Below are 15,278 nucleotides of genomic sequence, written 5' to 3'. Positions count from 1 at the left end.
AGGATCACCCCATGAGCCAATCCTTCGATGAGATCACCGCCCAGCTCAAGCATCGCCACCGCAGGACGGCCCGACTGAAATGGCTCTCCATGGGGGCGCTTGCGCTGGCGGCGACCTTTCTGGTGGTGTTCATCAGTGACATGCTGGTGAAAGGCTTGCCGGCCTTTCAACAGGCGCAGATCCAGGTCGAGGTCACCTACAGCGAGCAGAGCCAGCAGATGCCGCCGGCGGCGGTGAATGAAGATGTGCGGCGTCTGGTCAGCCGCGGTTTCCTGCGCACCTTGCCCATGAGGATGCGTGACAACCCCGACCTGGTGGGCACCACCCGCATGGAGTGGGTGCTGGCGGATAGCGCGGTGGATCAGTATCTCAAGGGCCACCACACGCGACTCAAGGACGATCAAATGGTCGTCGTCGACGATCTCCTGGCGAAAGGGCAGGTGGCACTCAAGTTCAATACCCGCTTTTTCACCGCCGGCGATTCCAAGATGCCGGAGCTTGCCGGCATTGCCTCCGCGGCAGTAGGCACGGTGATGACGCTGATCGTGACCATGCTGGTCTGTTTTCCCATCGGCGTGATGACGGCGGTGTATCTCGAGGAGTTTGCCACGGACAACTGGCTGACCCAGATCATCGAGATCAACATCAATAACCTGGCAGCGGTGCCTTCGATCCTGTTTGGCCTGCTGGGCCTGGCCATCTACATCAACTTCTTCGGCGTACCGCGCTCGACCCCGCTGGTGGGTGGGCTGACCCTGGCCTTGATGACGCTACCGGTGATCATCATCGCCACCCGGACTGCCTTGCGCAGCGTGCCGGACACCATTCGTCAGGCGGCCTTCGGCGTTGGCTGCTCCCGTTGGCAGGTGGTGCGCGATCACGTCCTGCCGCTGTCCTTTCCGGGCATTCTCACCGGCTCGATCATCGGCCTGGCCCAGGCCATGGGCGAAACCGCACCGCTGATCATCATCGGCATGGTGGCCTTTATTCCCGACGTTTCGGCCTCCTTTGGCGACGCCGCCACGGTGATGCCGGCGCAGATATTTACCTGGGCCGGCGAGCCGGATCGCGCCTTCACCGAGAAGACCGCCGGCGGCATTCTGGTGCTGCTGGCCGTGCTCATCTCGCTCAATGCCACCGCGGTGTGGATGCGCAAGAAATTCGAGCGCCGTTGGTAAGCACCCTCCATATTCATGACTTGAACAGGAAGCTCTCATGCTCAACGAACAGCTTGCCAATCGCGAAACCGAACCTGGGCAGCCCTCCAAGGAGCCCCCGTCAGAACAGGCACGGCCGTCGACCCAGGGAAGACCCGTCAATACCAACGAAGATGCGCGTCACGAATTGAGCATCCGCGTACGCGATCTCAATCTCTGGTATGGCACCAATCAGGCGCTGAAGAACGTCAATATCGACGTCTATCAGCACAACGTTACCGCGCTGATCGGCCCCTCGGGCTGCGGCAAGTCGACCTTCCTGCGCTGTCTCAATCGCATGAACGATCTGATTCGCAGCGTCAGGATCGAAGGGCTGGTGGAGATGGACGGGCGGGATGTGAATGATTCCAGGATGGACGAGATCGCCCTGCGTCGGCGAGTGGGCATGGTGTTCCAGAAGCCCAATCCGTTCCCCAAGTCGATCTATGAAAACATCGCCTATGCGCCGCGCATGCACGACCTGGTGAGCCGCAAGGCGGAACAGGACGAGTTGGTGGAGCAGGCGCTGCGGGATGCCGGACTGTGGAACGAGGTCAAGGACAAGCTGGCCGAACCCGGCACCTCCCTCTCCGGGGGGCAGCAGCAGCGCCTGTGTATCGCCCGGGCGATTGCGGTGAAACCGGACGTGATCCTGATGGACGAGCCGACCTCGGCCCTGGACCCGATCTCGACGGCCACTATCGAAGATCTGATGGACAAGCTCAAGCAGCAGTTCACCATCGTCACGGTGACTCATAACATGCAGCAGGCGGCTCGGGTCGCGGACTACACGGCCTTTTTCCATCTCGGTGAGCTGATCGAATACAATGATACCCGCATGATGTTCTCCAACCCGCATACCAAGAAGGCAGAAGACTACATCACCGGGCGCTATGGTTGAGGCATCGATACGGTTAGCGCCCCGACGCGACAAGGAGAGCCTGAAAATCGATTTGCGGGAAGGTAGGGAGGAAATGAACAGGGCTTCCGCGCTACATTAGCGAAGACGTAGACCTGGAAGCGCTCATGCAAAAAGGCATCATCCCACCGATCTCTTTCAAGCGCCGCTGGCTGCGCTGGCTGATCGTTGGGATTGGCGTGATATCGCTTCTGATCATCGGTTATCTGGCCGGCGTGCAGTGGCTGTTCAACAGCGGTTGGCTGCAACAGCGCCTATCCCAGCTGCCGGGCGTAACGGTCACCTGGAGCAGTGCGAACGCGCCCTCCTTCGATCGTCTCGACGTGCGGGATCTGATAATTCAGCGTGCCGATGAGAACGTGAGTTTTTTCCTCGAAGTGGATCAAGCGCGGCTGCATATTTCCTGGTGGTCACTGCTTTTCCGCCGTCTGGATATTCACTCCCTCGAAGCCGAGGGGCTGCGCGCGTTGAAGGTGAATGAGTATCGCCTGGCAGCAAGCGCGGCTAGCCGGGTACGTCTTGATGAGCTGGTCGTGAACGACGAATCCCTGGGCGTCGATTCCCTGACGCTGGCGTTGGAAGAAGCGATCGTTCAGCGTCAGGGCATCCATGGTGCGTATCAGACCTTGGCCCGGAATATTCGGCTGCAGGGCGAGTTTGTTCTGGAAACATTTCATTCCGCTCAAACGCCTGGATTGGAGGCTCTCGCATTTCTCTCCGGCGATGTGGCTCTGGCTGCCCAGGCGGATGCCTGGGATGTGTTCAATCCCTATCTGGGCGGACTTGATGGGGTGCGGCTATCTGGCAGAGGCGGCTTGCAAGGGCAGATTGGTATCGACAAGGGCGTATTGCAGCCGGGCAGCGAACTGACTCTGGCATCGCCGCAGCTGGCGGTCGTTCTTGATGAGGCGACTCTGTTGGCGGCGAGGGATAGTCGCGAAAGCGCTAGGAGTCGGCATTACCGATTGGAAGGTAAGGGCCAGGTAAGCGCTCGCGTCGACTTTCAGGACGAGGCGCGAGAAGGCATCGCCGCTACCAGAATGGCGCTTGTTCTAGAAGACATGCAGATGCGGGAACCTTTGGACGAACCTGCCGGGAATGAACCGCCTTTCTTGAACAGTGAACGGTTTCGTTTGAACGTCGATCTGCCCCAGCTCAACCTGACGACACCGCCTCGGAAGCCGACTACCGCAGCACTGATCTGGCAGGGAGCGCGACTGCCGGACGTCGCGGTACTGGCACGTTTTCTACCGCAAACTATTCCCTTTGATCTGCATACCGGCAAGGCCGGCCTCGACGGACGACTCGACTACGAGGAGGGCTTGTTCCGTGGCAGTTTCGATCTGCGCGGCGATAGCGTGGACCTGACCCTGCTGGATCGCCGCGTTACCAGCGAGCTTGGGCTTGACCTGAAACTGAAGGAATTTGAACCGGATCGGCGCCGGCTGGATCTTTCCGGCACGCGGTTGCGCGTGAGTGCGCGAAATCCGGGGGATAGTACGCCGCTTGAAACCGAGCTGCTGCTGCGGGATGCACGCTTGTCTTTTACCCAGCCTTCGAGGGCTAAACCCTCGATCACTACATCGTCGTTACTTTCCGGCAAGGTGCTCGTCCAGGGACGAGCGGCGGAACTGAGCTTTCTCAACCGGTTCCTGCCGGAGACCCATGGCCTGGCGATGCACGGAAACGGCCTGATGGAAGCGGAGCTGATCTGGCAAGGAGAGACGTTGCTACCGGGCAGCCGTCTTTGGATAAGCGCCGACCCGCTGGAGTTGCGCTTTCTGGATTACGTAGCCTCCGGCAATGGACGTCTGGACGCCAAGATCGAGAAGGCGTCTCGGAACATCGATGTGCGCGTTTCTCTTCCCTCGTTCGCACTGAGGCGCCAGCAAGAAGTCGGCAACCATGTGAGCGGTCGCTATCTGCTGGTCGAAGCGACCTTGCCAGCGACAGTACTGAACGGCACACCACCGGCATTAGCGGATCAGGTGACGCGGATCAGCCTGCCGCAAATTGATATTCCGGCGCTGAGTCTCTACAACGCTTACCTGCCGAAGGATGCTGGGATCGAGCTGTTGTCGGGCCGGGCTACTCTGGCGGCCTACTTGAACCTTCAAGGGTATCAGTCTCAGGGGAATCTGGACCTCAAGGCACGAGAGGCGACGCTGCGCATCGGTGATCAGCACCTGCAGGGAAATCTATCCCTCGATGCCCAGCTGGGGGACGGGGATCTAGAGCGCAGGCAATTCGATGTTTCCGGCTCAACGCTCAGGCTCGATAATCTGTCGCGACAGGGAGAGGGGCTTGCCTCTGATCATGATGAAAGCGGCTGGTGGATGGAGCTGGGAATCGAGGAAGGGCAGCTTGTCTGGGCGCAACCCTTGAATCTGGATGCCCAGCTGACGTTGCGCATGCGCGATAGCGGTTTTCCGCTACGCACATTGTTGAAAGAAGTGCGCCAGCGTCAGTGGTTGAGCCGGCTATTGAACGTTCAGGACATTCGCGGTCGCGCCCGGCTGCAATTGGTCGATCAGGGGCTGGCGCTGCGGGATGCACGTCTCACCGGTCAGGAACTGGAGATACTCGCGGAGTTGGTACGCCGGGACGCAACCCTCGACGGTGCCCTTTACGCCCGTTATGCGGCACTGGGTCTGGGCATCGAAATAGACGATGGCCAGTCCCGTTTGCATCTGCTCAGACCGCGACGCTGGTATGAACAGGCGCGCCATCTGCCGGCGATAGAAGAATGGGCGCTGCAAGAATCAATGCAGGGAGAGCCACTGCAAGAGGCACCCGCGCTAGACGGGCAGGCACAAGAGAAACCGAAAAAAGGCGAGTGGTATCGAGCGCTTCCCCTTTCGCCAGCAGTGTCCAGCCCGTAAATGATTATTTGGCCGTTTGTATCGGCCCGAAACTCTCATCCTTCAACGCGCTCAAGGCCCAGAGTCCTAGTGTCGGTCCGGGTAGAAGCCACCATAGTACCCAGAGCCCTTGAGTCGACCAGAGCCAGGTCGTCAGGGCAATGGCAGGAATAGTCAAGGCAAAACCCAAGGCATTCATGATGGCAAGTGTCGAGCCGACCTGTTCCTTGGGGGCTGTGGCCGCCGCCAAGGCAGAGAACTGCGGCGAATCGGCGATCACGCTGAACCCCCACAAACACAAGAGTGCAAGCAATATTAGCGGCGAGGCCGAGCCGAGCATCGGATGACCCAATAGGGGATAGATCAGCCCGATCAGCCCTGAACAGGCGAGCGCCCAGCGTGCCACTCGAAGGCTGCCCAGGCATTTGCTCAGAAAACCGCCACACAGACAGCCGGTCGTTCCCAAGGCAATAATGTTGAAGGAGAGCCATGCTGCGCTTTGATCCGACATCTGTAGACGCTGTATTTCCCGGGCGACGAGGAAGGGTACCAGCATCCAGAAGGCGTAAAGCTCCCAAGCATGTCCGAAGTAGCCGCTGGCGATTGCGCGGAAATTGCGTTTTCTAAAGGCGCTCAGGCCTTCGCTCAAGCGCACAGGACCGCTCGATGCGGGTAGATGCGGCCCGTCTCCCAGAATAAAGATCATTGCGCCGCCTAGCAGAGCAAGACTGGAAGCCAGTAACAACGGTATTTGCCAGTCGAGAGTAAAGGTGGCGCCGCGGAGCAGATGGGGCAAGGCAGTGCCTAATGTCAGCATGCCTACCAGCCAAGCGAGCGCCAGACCGGTGTGTCGAGGTGTCCAACCAATTATTAGTTTCATGCCTAACGGATAGATGCCGGCCAGGCATAGGCCGGTCATGAAGCGTAATGACATGGCGAATGGCTGATAATCAACCGTGAGCGTGAAACCGGCGTTGATAACCCCCCCGAGCAGGCAGGAGGCAGCGAATATACGGCTGGCGCGAAAACGATCGGCAAGGCCAGTCATGGCAATCGTCAAGGTACCCACGATAAAGCCGGCCTGGACCATCAAGGTCAGTCGACCCAGATCAACTTCCGAGATACCTAGATCCCGTTGCAGTGCAAGCCCGACCCCATTGACGCTGAACCACAGGGATGTGCCAAAGAGCTGGGCGATAACGATCACCGCCAGAGGGAAGCGACGTAACCATTCATTTTGCATCGCCTAATCATGGTTGAGTGTGGCTGATTGTCCAAGTATCAAGTAGTCGTAAACTTATCTTTACGGCGTGTCACTTTTTTATGCCACTTCGACGTTGCCCTGTGGGCAAACAGCAGGCGTGGACAGGGATGTCAGTGTTTCTTTACACGCGGGCGGTCGATAGCGTTGTTTGATTGGCCAAAAGGCACGCCTGGTGGATATCCGCAGGTTTGGAAGCGCTCTAGGCTTGTAGGAATCTATCGCCCAGACGGCGGTTCATCCAATAACATACTTGGGAGACACGCCATGAACGCCCCCGCGACCAGGGCATCGTCCGCTACCCACGACAGTGCTCAGCACAATCCTATCGGCACCAATGGCTTCGAGTTCGTCGAGTACACCGCGCCGACTGTGGAAGGACTGGAGGCGTTACGTTGCCTATTCCTGCAGATGGGCTTTGTCGAGACCCGTCAGCATCGTTCCAAGAACGTCCGCCTGTTCCAGCAGGAGAACGTCAATTTCGTGCTCAACGCCGAGCCGGGTAGCCATGCCGCGGCGTTTGCCAAAGTGCATGGCCCCAGCGCCTGCGCCATGGCCTGGAAGGTGTCTGATGCCCAGCAGGCCTTCGAGTATGTGGTCGCCCAAGGCGCTGAGCCGGTGGAAAACCCTGTAGGGCCCGGTGAAGTCGGCATCCCGGCGGTCAAAGGTATTGGTGGCTCGTTGCTTTACTTCGTCGACGAGAAGGTCGATGACCAGGATCGCACCATCTACGACATCGATTTCGAGCCGATCACGGATAATGGCCAGAGCATCGATAAGAACGCCAACAGCGTCGGCCTGAAAGTGCTCGATCACCTGACCCACAACGTCGATCGGGGCCAGATGAATGTCTGGGCGGATTTCTATACCCGCATCGCCAATTTCCGCGAGATTCGCTACTTCGATATCGAAGGCAAGATGACCGCGCTGCACTCTCGGGCGATGACCGCGCCCTGCGGCAAGATGCATATTCCAATCAACGAATCCGCCGACGATACTTCGCAGATCGCCGAATTCCTGCGGGAGTACAACGGTGAAGGGATTCAGCATCTGGCGCTGGCCACCGACGATATCTATGCCACCGTGCGCGCACTACGAGCCAACGGCATCACTTTCCTTTCCACCCCGGATACTTATTACGAGAAGATCGACGAGCGTGTGCCCAATCACGAGGAGAAGGTGGAAGACCTGCGGGCATTGAGTTTGTTGATCGATGGCGCTCCTCAGGAAGGGGTGTTGCTGCAGATATTCACTGAGACAGTCATCGGGCCGATCTTCTTCGAGATCATCCAGCGCAAGGGTAACGATGGCTTCGGCGAGGGCAACTTCAAGGCCCTGTTCGAGTCGATCGAAGAAGATCAGATCCGACGGGGCGTGCTCAAGGCAGAATGACTCTTTTCGCTCGTGGTCCGGCGGGTTTCGATGGAGTGGTAGTCAGACATGCACTAAAGTAGCGTTGGCTACAGGCCATTATCAGCCCGTCGGCGGAGGAGAGTTGAGTACCTTGAGTCCATTGCAGCTGTTCAAGTGCCTGGCAGATGATACGCGCCTGATGCTGATGTTGCTCATCGCCCGGGAGGGAGAGTTGTGCGTATGCGAAATGACCCATGCGCTGGATGAGGCTCAACCCAAGATATCGCGTCATCTTGCACAATTGCGTGGCTGTGGGCTACTCAGTGATCGACGCGAAGGGCAGTGGGTATTCTACGCGCTGGCCGACGGGCTTCCATCCTGGGCGTCGGCCACGCTGGCATCGGCCAGCCAGGGAGAAGGGCTCAGGTTGGCGGCCCTTCAGGCGCGACTGGCCGCCATGGGCAATCGCCCGCCGCGCCGTGTCGCCCCCCACTACGACAGCCAATGCACTCCCGAGTGATGCTGATCAATCCTCGCTCGGGAACTGCCCCCGAGTGGCATTGGCAATGCGTACCAAGGCAAGCATCACCGGCACCTCGACCAGGACGCCCACTACCGTAGCCAGCGCTGCACCGGACTGCAGACCGAACAGTGCGATGGCGGCAGCCACGGCCAGTTCGAAGAAGTTGCTGGCGCCGATCATCGCTCCAGGTGCTGCAACGCAGTGCGGTACTCGCCATGCCTTGGCCCAGCCGTAGGCAAGGAAGAAGATCAGGAAGGTCTGGATGACCAGGGGGACGGCGATCAGCACGATATGCAGTGGATGAGTGAGGATCGTGTCGCCCTGGAAGGCGAAGAGCAGTACCAGGGTCAGAATCAGGCCGATGGGAGTGATCGGGGCCAGTCGCGCCAGAAACACGTTCTCGAACCAGCCGTGGCCACGACGTGCGATCAGGGCGCGTCGTGTCAGGTAGGCGGCTGTCAGTGGAATGACGATATAGAGGACTACCGATAGAGCGATGGTATTCCAGGGCACCTCGATGCTCGATATGCCGAGCAGGAAGACGACGATGGGTGCAAAGGCGACCAGCATGATCAGATCATTCAGCGAGACCTGGACCAGCGTGTAGGCGGCATCGCCTCGGGTAAGCGTGCTCCACACGAACACCATCGCCGTGCAGGGCGCTGCACCCAGCAGAATAGCACCGGCCAGATACTGACTGGCCAGCGTTTCAGGAATCCAAGGGCGAAACACCACCATCAGGAAGAACCAGGCAATGGCGAACATGGTGAAAGGCTTGATCAGCCAGTTGGTCGCAGTGGTGATGACGAGCCCCTTGGGCTGGCGTCGCACGTCGAGTATCGAGGCGAAGTCGATCTTGGCCATCATCGGGAAGATCATCGCCCAGATCAGTATCGCTACCGGAATCGAGACCTGGGCGACTTCGAATCTCGACAGCCTCTCAGGAATGACCGGCGCGAATTGGCCGAGCAGAATCCCAGCGAGTATGGCCAGGGCAACCCATAACGACAGGTAGCGTTCGAAGACACCCATTCCTTCGCTGGTGGAGGGGGCATCAGAATAGGTATGGCTGTCCATGGAAAGCGCCTTTGAAAATGCCGTGTACGCCTTCAATAAAATATATGGAATTCCATATATGTGCAATCGTAGGACTCCTGGCGTCGGCTTGCTATGCTCATGACCAGCGACTGATCCACCATGGAGCAAGCCATGCCCCCAGGCCTCCCCCTGATACTCGAACAGCTGAGTATCGGGGAACTCCTGATGCTCGATCTGGCCATGGAACCGGGCCAGATCGTGAGGGTCGCTAACCGCCACTTGCGCATCGAGGCGGGAGGACTGGTGAACCGCACGACGAGCGAAGCAAGCCCATGAGCGTGATCATCGGCCCCGAACCCTGGTATCAGCCGCAGTATGCCATCCCGCTGCCGGGCATGATGACAGGGCAGATACTCGCCGGTAGCCCGCCGGCCTTAGCGGTCAAGTACCAGATGCTCATCATGTTCACCATCACCATCACCATCACCCTCGGCACCGGCTTCGGCACCCTGGTGGCGGTGGCGGTGGCGGCAGGGAGTCGACGCCTGTTCGACGGCCGCGAGCGGCTGAGGCTGGATCGTCTGGCGGTTCTCCGGCAATAAAAACGCCCGCTCTTCGGTGAAGAAGGCGGGCATTCGTCGAAGTAGCGACGCTCAGTCGAGCAGTTCCACTGCCACCGCTGTCGCTTCGCCGCCGCCAATACACAGGCTGGCGATGCCGCGCTTGCCGCCACGCTGGCGCAGGGCGTTGAGCAGGGTGACGATGATCCGCGAACCGGTGGAGCCGATCGGATGACCCTGGGCACAGGCGCCGCCGAACACGTTGACCTTGTCGTGAGGGATGTTGTGATCGTCCATGGCCATCAGGGTGACCACGGCGAAGGCTTCGTTGATCTCGAACAGATCGACGTCGTCCACTCTCCAGCCGAGTTTCTTGAGCAGCTTGTCGATGGCCCCTACCGGGGCGATAGTGAACTCGCTCGGGTGCTGGGAGTGGGTGCTATGGCCAAGGATGCGGGCGAGGGGCTTGGCGCCTTGGCGCTCGGCGGACTCAGAGCTTGCCAGGATCAGGGCCGAGGCGCCATCGGAGATGGAGCTGGCATTGGCGGCGGTGATGGTGCCGTCCTTGGCGAAGGCCGGACGCAGACCGCGTATCTTGTCGAGCTTGGCCTGAAAGGGCTGCTCATCGTGCTCGACGATGCTCTCGCCGGCACGGCTGGTGACCGTTACCGGTACCATTTCTCCGGCCAGTTCGCCTTTTTCGTGAGACGCCATGGCACGTTCCAGGGAGGCGATGGCGAAATCGTCCATACGCTCCCGGGAATAGCCGCGCTCGTCCGCCACCTGCTGAGCGAAGGCGCCCATCAGCTTGCCGGTTTCCGCATCCTCCAGGCCGTCAAGGAACATGTGATCCTTGAGTTCGCCGTGACCGAGACGATAGCCGCTGCGGGCCTTCGTCAGCACATGGGGCGCGTTGGACATCGACTCCATCCCGCCGGCCAGCAGGATGCTGCCGCTGCCGGCACGAATCAGATCGTGAGCCATCATGGCCGCCTTCATGCCGGAACCGCATAGCTTGTTGATGGTGGTGGCGCCGATTCCATCGGGAATGCCGGCCTTGCGCATGGCCTGGCGTCCAGGCCCTTGCTTGACCCCGCCGGGCAGCACGCAGCCGATGATACCCTCGTCGATGCTGCCGGCTTCGATGCCGGCACGCTCGATGGCAGCGCGAATCGCGGCTGCCCCGAGTTCTGGCGCGGTAAGACTGGACAGGCTGCCGAGCATGCCCCCCATGGGCGTACGGGCGCCGGAAAGAATCACGACATTGGATGAGGCGGTCATGGTGTTCTCCTGAGAAAGATGAGCGGTGGAGTAATCCTGCGTTGAGAGACAAGCACTGCCTTTAGTGAAACCTTCCTGACCGTCTTGCGCAATGGGCGGCAGCACTGTTTATCCGTTGGTCTAAAGGCACGGCGGCCGTGTTTGCTTGTGCCTTTGCAACACTCTGGCTAGGGTTTACCGAGGCACCCGGTACGGGCAAGCTACAGTGAATATTGGTTGACGTTTACGTTAACGAAAAATAGGGAGTTGAACAATGACAACAGTACCCAAGGACTATGCATCCTATATCGATCATTTTTCGATCGATGAAGTGGTGGCCCGGCTGGATGACCATCAGGATGGACGATTGAATGCCTTCGATGCTTGCTGCGCCCGTCATTTGCGCGAAGGCAATGGCGAGCGCATCGCCCTGGTGCACGAAGACACCCAGGGTAAGATAACTCGCTGGAGCTATGCGGCCCTGGAGGAGGCCAGCGCGCGCCTGGCAGGGTGGCTGCAGTCGGCAGGGCTAGGTGCAGGAGATCGTATCGCCTGCATGTTGCCGCGCACTCCCGAGCTGATGATCGCGGTACTGGCGACCTGGCGTATCGGTGCCGTCTATCAGCCATTATTCACCGCCTTCGGGCCTGACGCCGTGGACTTTCGCCTGGCCCGCGCCGATGCTCGGCTGGTGATCACCGATCAGGCCAATCGACACAAATTCGATGATCTCAGTCAATGCCCACCAGTATTGTGCATCGGCGGTGCCGACAAAGAGCATGGCGAGGATCTCGATTGGAAGGCCGCCATCGCGCATCCGACGATAGAAACAGAGCCGCCACGTCTCGATCCCACTGCGCCGTTTCTACAGATGTTCACCTCCGGCACCGTGGGCAAACCCAAGGGGGTGGCGGTGCCTTTGTCGGCGCTATCCGCCTTTGCTCTCTACATGGAATTGGCCATCGACCTGCGGGTGGAGGATCGCTTCTGGAACATGGCCGATCCGGGATGGGCCTACGGGCTCTACTACGCTATCACCGGCCCGCTATTACTGGGTGCCACTACGCATTTCTGCGAGGCGGCCTTCGATGCCCAAGGGGCACTTGATTTCATGATCAAGCATGAGATCACCAACTTCGCCGCGGCACCGACCGCCTACCGGTTGATGAAGGCCTCGGGTTTGTTCGACGAGGCATCGGAAAAACTCTCGCTGCGGGTCGCGAGTTCCGCCGGCGAACCCTTGAATACCGAGGTGGTGGGCTGGGTCGAGCGCGCGCTGGGCTGTCCGGTGATGGACCACTACGGTCAGACCGAAACCGGCATGACCTGCTGCAATCATCATGTCCTCGAGCATCCCAAGCCGGTCGGGGGCATGGGTATGCCGCTACCCGGCTACCGCTTGGCGGTACTGGATGCGGAATACAACGAGCTTCCGGTGGGCGAGCCCGGTGTGCTGGGGGTGGATATCGCCGCCTCGCCGGCGCACTTCTTTCCCGGCTATACCTGGCAGGAGAAGGACCCTTTCGCGAAAGGCTATTATCTAACCGGTGACGTAGTGGTCCGTGAGGCTGACGGCACCTTCTGCTTTGCCGGCCGTAACGACGATATCATCACCACCTCTGGCTATCGGGTCGGACCTACCGATGTGGAGAATACTGTGATGACTCATCCCGCCGTGGCGGAATCCGCGGCGGTGGGCAAGCCGGATTCGATTCGCGGTGAGGTGATCAAGTCCTATGTGGTGCTCGGCGATGGTTTCGAGCCGAGTGACGCCCTGGCGGACGAGATTCGCCAACGGGTGCGTGAACGTCTGTCGTCCCATGCCTACCCACGGGAAATCGAGTTCGTCGAGACCCTGCCTAAAACCCCCAGCGGCAAGATCCAGCGCTTCAAGCTGCGCGCCGAGGCCGCCGACAACCAGGAGACATCTTAATGCAATTGCAAGATCGCAATTTTCTGATCACAGGGGCCGCTTCCGGCCTAGGTGCGGCCACCGCGGAACGACTGGTGGCCGGTGGTGCCAAGGTGGTGCTGTGTGACTTGAGCGACACCGTCGAGGCGATTGCCTCCCGCCTGGGAGACTCAGCGATTGCCTGTCAGGGTGATATCACCAGCCCCGAGGATATGCAGACCGCCGTGGATCATGCCTTGAACCTGGGCGGACTGCACGGCGTGGTGCATTGTGCCGGCGTGGTCAGCGTGGCCAAGTTACTCGATCGTGAGGGCAACCCTGCCGATCTCGACGCCTTTGCGAAAACGATTCATATCAATTTGGTTGGCACCTTCAATGTGTTGCGCCTGGCCGCCGCCGCCATGGCCAGGAATTCCCCGGAAGGCGACGACGGGGAGCGCGGTGTCATCATCGATACCGCCTCGATTGCCGCCTTCGACGGTCAGGTAGGGCAAGCGGCCTACAGCGCCTCCAAGGCCGGCGTTGCCGGCATGACCCTGCCGCTGGCGCGAGAGCTTTCGCGCCAGGGTATCCGGGTGATGACCATCGCCCCCGGGGTATTCGAGACGCCGATGATGAGTGGTATCCCCGAAGATGCGGTGGCGGCGCTCTCCGCGGCGGTACCGTTTCCCAAGCGGCTGGGCAAGGCGGCAGAATACGCCGCGCTGGCGGAGCAGATCGTGACCAACACCATGCTCAACGGCGAGGTGATTCGTCTGGATGGCGGTATTCGGATGCAGTGACACCCGCTTTTTCGCAGGTGCGCATTTTGTTCAATACGGCCTCGGGTAGATCGCGCTATTGATCTTGTTTATCTAGCGTTCGATCCATCCGAGGTGCCTTTATGACAGCGAGTCTTTTCCTTTCCATGACCGCCTTTGCCCTGGCGGCCTCGATTTCTCCCGGCCCGGTGAACATCGTCGCCTTGAGTGCCGGCGCGCAGTATGGTTTTCGCCCCAGCATGCGGCACGTCACCGGAGCGACCCTGGGGTTTACCTTGCTGCTCTTGTTGATCGGGCTGGGGCTGCATGAACTGCTTTATCGATGGCCCTATTTCACGGCCCTCATTCAAGGGGCTGGGGTGGCGTTTTTACTCTACACGGCCTTCAGGCTCGCCACGGACGATGGGCGGCTCGGCGCTGATCAACGCAAGGCGGCCGGGCCCTCGATGGTCAAGGGTGCAATAATGCAGTGGTTGAACCCAAAGGCCTGGCTGGCGTCGCTCGCGGGGATGGGAGCCTACACCGCAGATGGTGCTGCCAGTCTGCTATGGCAATTCACCGCTCTCTATTTTGTGATCTGCTATCTTTCGATCGGCTGCTGGGCTTTCACCGGAACCTTCCTGGGACGCTTTCTGCAGGATTCTCGCCAGATGCGGCGTTTCAATCGTCTGATGGCGGTCTTGCTGGCTTTCAGTGCGCTCTATCTTCTTTGGCTATAAGCCGAGCCAGTCATCAGAAGGCTGCCATGTATTGTCGAGGGGTTGCCGCGACAAGACGCTTGAAGGTGCGCTGGAAATGCGCCTGATCGGCAAAACCGGCCTCCAGCGCCACTTCTGCAATGGCGTGCCCGCGCCGGAGTCGTGCCAGACCGTACTGCACGCGACGGTTGATCAGATAGGCGTGGGGCGTCATGCCGTAGCGGCGTTTGAACGCGCGGATCAGATGTGACGGAGACATCTCCGAGGCGCTGGCAATCATTTCGAGGGTCAAGGCCTCGACGCAGTGCTCGGAAATGAATTCCGCGGCGCGTCTGATTTTGTGGTTCTCAGGCCAGCAGATGACCGAAGCGGGGTGTGAACGCTGCTGAAGAGTCGAGAAAAACTCGATGGCGCTGCTATGTTTGTGCAAGACATCGCTGTCTGGATCGATAAGCGTTGCATAAAGATCATTCAAGCTGCGATAGAGCAGCGGATTCCGAGTGGCTACTGTCGAGAAAGGCTGAAAATCCCCGCTGGGGCTGAAACCCAAGGTGCGCTGTAGATCGCCAAGCCAGGAGGCGTTCACATAGAACATGCGATATGACCAGGGTTGGTCTTCGATGGGATTGCAGGCATGAACCTCTTCAGGGTTCATCAGCACCACCGAGCCTTTGGCAACCGTTTGGCGTGTGTTTCCATTCAGGTAAGTGCTGTGTCCCGCAGTGATGACACCGATGGAGAAGGTCGTATGGGTGTGTTTGTCATAGCACACCCGTCGACCGTCCTCGACGCCACGGGCCTCCAGGAAAGGTAGCCGGTCATCGCGCCAAAAGCGAATGCCTGTAGCGTTTGCGTTCTTCACTCTACTTTTCCTTTTTGGGCCAGTGGTAGCCAGCATAGCGTTGGCGCAGGAGGCTGGCCAATTCAAACGAGCGC

14 protein-coding genes are annotated in these 15,278 nt (G+C 59.6%); 10 read left to right on the top strand and 4 right to left on the bottom strand.

The genetic code is table 11. The features are described 5' to 3' along the window. The first annotated feature begins 11 nt into the window (after window positions 1-11). The 3 genes from pstA (at window position 12) to ACPF7Z_RS13445 (ending at window position 4,997) form a co-directional block, all read left to right on the top strand. Window positions 12-1,178, top strand: a complete 1,167-nt coding sequence (pstA, locus tag ACPF7Z_RS13455) for a phosphate ABC transporter permease PstA (RefSeq protein WP_425193759.1) — start codon at window positions 12-14, stop codon at window positions 1,176-1,178. Window positions 1,179-1,215: 37 nt separating this feature from the next. Beyond that, window positions 1,216-2,097 (top strand): phosphate ABC transporter ATP-binding protein PstB, encoded by an 882-nt coding sequence (gene pstB, locus ACPF7Z_RS13450; protein ID WP_425193758.1) that lies wholly within the window; start codon window positions 1,216-1,218, stop codon window positions 2,095-2,097. Window positions 2,098-2,222: 125 nt separating this feature from the next. After that, complete coding sequence (locus ACPF7Z_RS13445; protein ID WP_425193757.1) at window positions 2,223-4,997, top strand: hypothetical protein; 2,775 nt, start codon at window positions 2,223-2,225, stop codon at window positions 4,995-4,997. A 4-nt stretch (window positions 4,998-5,001) separates the two neighbouring features. Here the strand turns inward: ACPF7Z_RS13445 and ACPF7Z_RS13440 are convergent, their stop codons facing one another. Then, window positions 5,002-6,219, bottom strand: a complete 1,218-nt coding sequence (locus ACPF7Z_RS13440; RefSeq protein WP_425193756.1) for an MFS transporter — start codon at window positions 6,217-6,219, stop codon at window positions 5,002-5,004. 285 nt (window positions 6,220-6,504) lie between these two features. Here ACPF7Z_RS13440 and hppD point away from each other — a divergent pair, with 285 nt between their 5' ends. Continuing rightward, entirely contained in the window at window positions 6,505-7,629 is a 1,125-nt protein-coding gene (hppD, locus tag ACPF7Z_RS13435) for a 4-hydroxyphenylpyruvate dioxygenase (RefSeq protein ID WP_425193755.1), read from the top strand. Window positions 7,630-7,741: 112 nt separating this feature from the next. Further along, a complete protein-coding gene (locus tag ACPF7Z_RS13430) occupies window positions 7,742-8,110 on the top strand; it encodes a metalloregulator ArsR/SmtB family transcription factor (RefSeq protein ID WP_425193754.1) in 369 nt (122 codons plus the stop codon). A gap of 6 nt (window positions 8,111-8,116) precedes the next feature. Here ACPF7Z_RS13430 and arsB read toward each other — a convergent pair whose 3' ends face one another. Beyond that, entirely contained in the window at window positions 8,117-9,190 is a 1,074-nt protein-coding gene (arsB, locus tag ACPF7Z_RS13425; RefSeq protein WP_425193753.1) for an ACR3 family arsenite efflux transporter, read from the bottom strand. 132 nt (window positions 9,191-9,322) lie between these two features. Here arsB and ACPF7Z_RS13420 point away from each other — a divergent pair, with 132 nt between their 5' ends. Next, window positions 9,323-9,487, top strand: coding sequence for a hypothetical protein (locus tag ACPF7Z_RS13420; protein ID WP_425193752.1), 165 nt, complete (start codon window positions 9,323-9,325; stop codon window positions 9,485-9,487). Beyond that, complete coding sequence (locus tag ACPF7Z_RS13415; protein ID WP_425193751.1) at window positions 9,484-9,753, top strand: ABC transporter permease; 270 nt, start codon at window positions 9,484-9,486, stop codon at window positions 9,751-9,753. The genes ACPF7Z_RS13420 and ACPF7Z_RS13415 overlap by 4 nt, the downstream gene beginning before the upstream one ends. A gap of 51 nt (window positions 9,754-9,804) precedes the next feature. Here the strand turns inward: ACPF7Z_RS13415 and ACPF7Z_RS13410 are convergent, their stop codons facing one another. Continuing rightward, window positions 9,805-10,992, bottom strand: coding sequence for an acetyl-CoA C-acyltransferase (locus tag ACPF7Z_RS13410; protein ID WP_425193750.1), 1,188 nt, complete (start codon window positions 10,990-10,992; stop codon window positions 9,805-9,807). A 253-nt stretch (window positions 10,993-11,245) separates the two neighbouring features. On the opposite strand from ACPF7Z_RS13410, the gene ACPF7Z_RS13405 reads away from it, so the two are divergent. The 3 genes from ACPF7Z_RS13405 (at window position 11,246) to ACPF7Z_RS13395 (ending at window position 14,363) form a co-directional block, all read left to right on the top strand. Continuing rightward, a complete protein-coding gene (locus tag ACPF7Z_RS13405; protein ID WP_425193749.1) occupies window positions 11,246-12,904 on the top strand; it encodes an AMP-binding protein in 1,659 nt (552 codons plus the stop codon). Then, a complete protein-coding gene (locus ACPF7Z_RS13400; protein WP_425193748.1) occupies window positions 12,904-13,665 on the top strand; it encodes an SDR family NAD(P)-dependent oxidoreductase in 762 nt (253 codons plus the stop codon). The genes ACPF7Z_RS13405 and ACPF7Z_RS13400 overlap by 1 nt, the downstream gene beginning before the upstream one ends. A gap of 101 nt (window positions 13,666-13,766) precedes the next feature. Next, a complete protein-coding gene (locus ACPF7Z_RS13395) occupies window positions 13,767-14,363 on the top strand; it encodes a LysE family translocator (protein WP_425193747.1) in 597 nt (198 codons plus the stop codon). Window positions 14,364-14,376: 13 nt separating this feature from the next. On the opposite strand, the gene ACPF7Z_RS13390 is transcribed toward ACPF7Z_RS13395, so the two are convergent. Beyond that, window positions 14,377-15,204, bottom strand: coding sequence for an AraC family transcriptional regulator (locus ACPF7Z_RS13390; protein WP_425193746.1), 828 nt, complete (start codon window positions 15,202-15,204; stop codon window positions 14,377-14,379). Window positions 15,205-15,278 lie beyond the last annotated feature (74 nt).

Source organism: Halomonas sp. GXIMD04776 (assembly GCF_049808615.1).
GTDB lineage: Bacteria > Pseudomonadota > Gammaproteobacteria > Pseudomonadales > Halomonadaceae > Modicisalibacter.
Note: the sequence above shows the minus strand (reverse complement) of the source record. Positions and strands in the feature narration are given on the sequence as shown.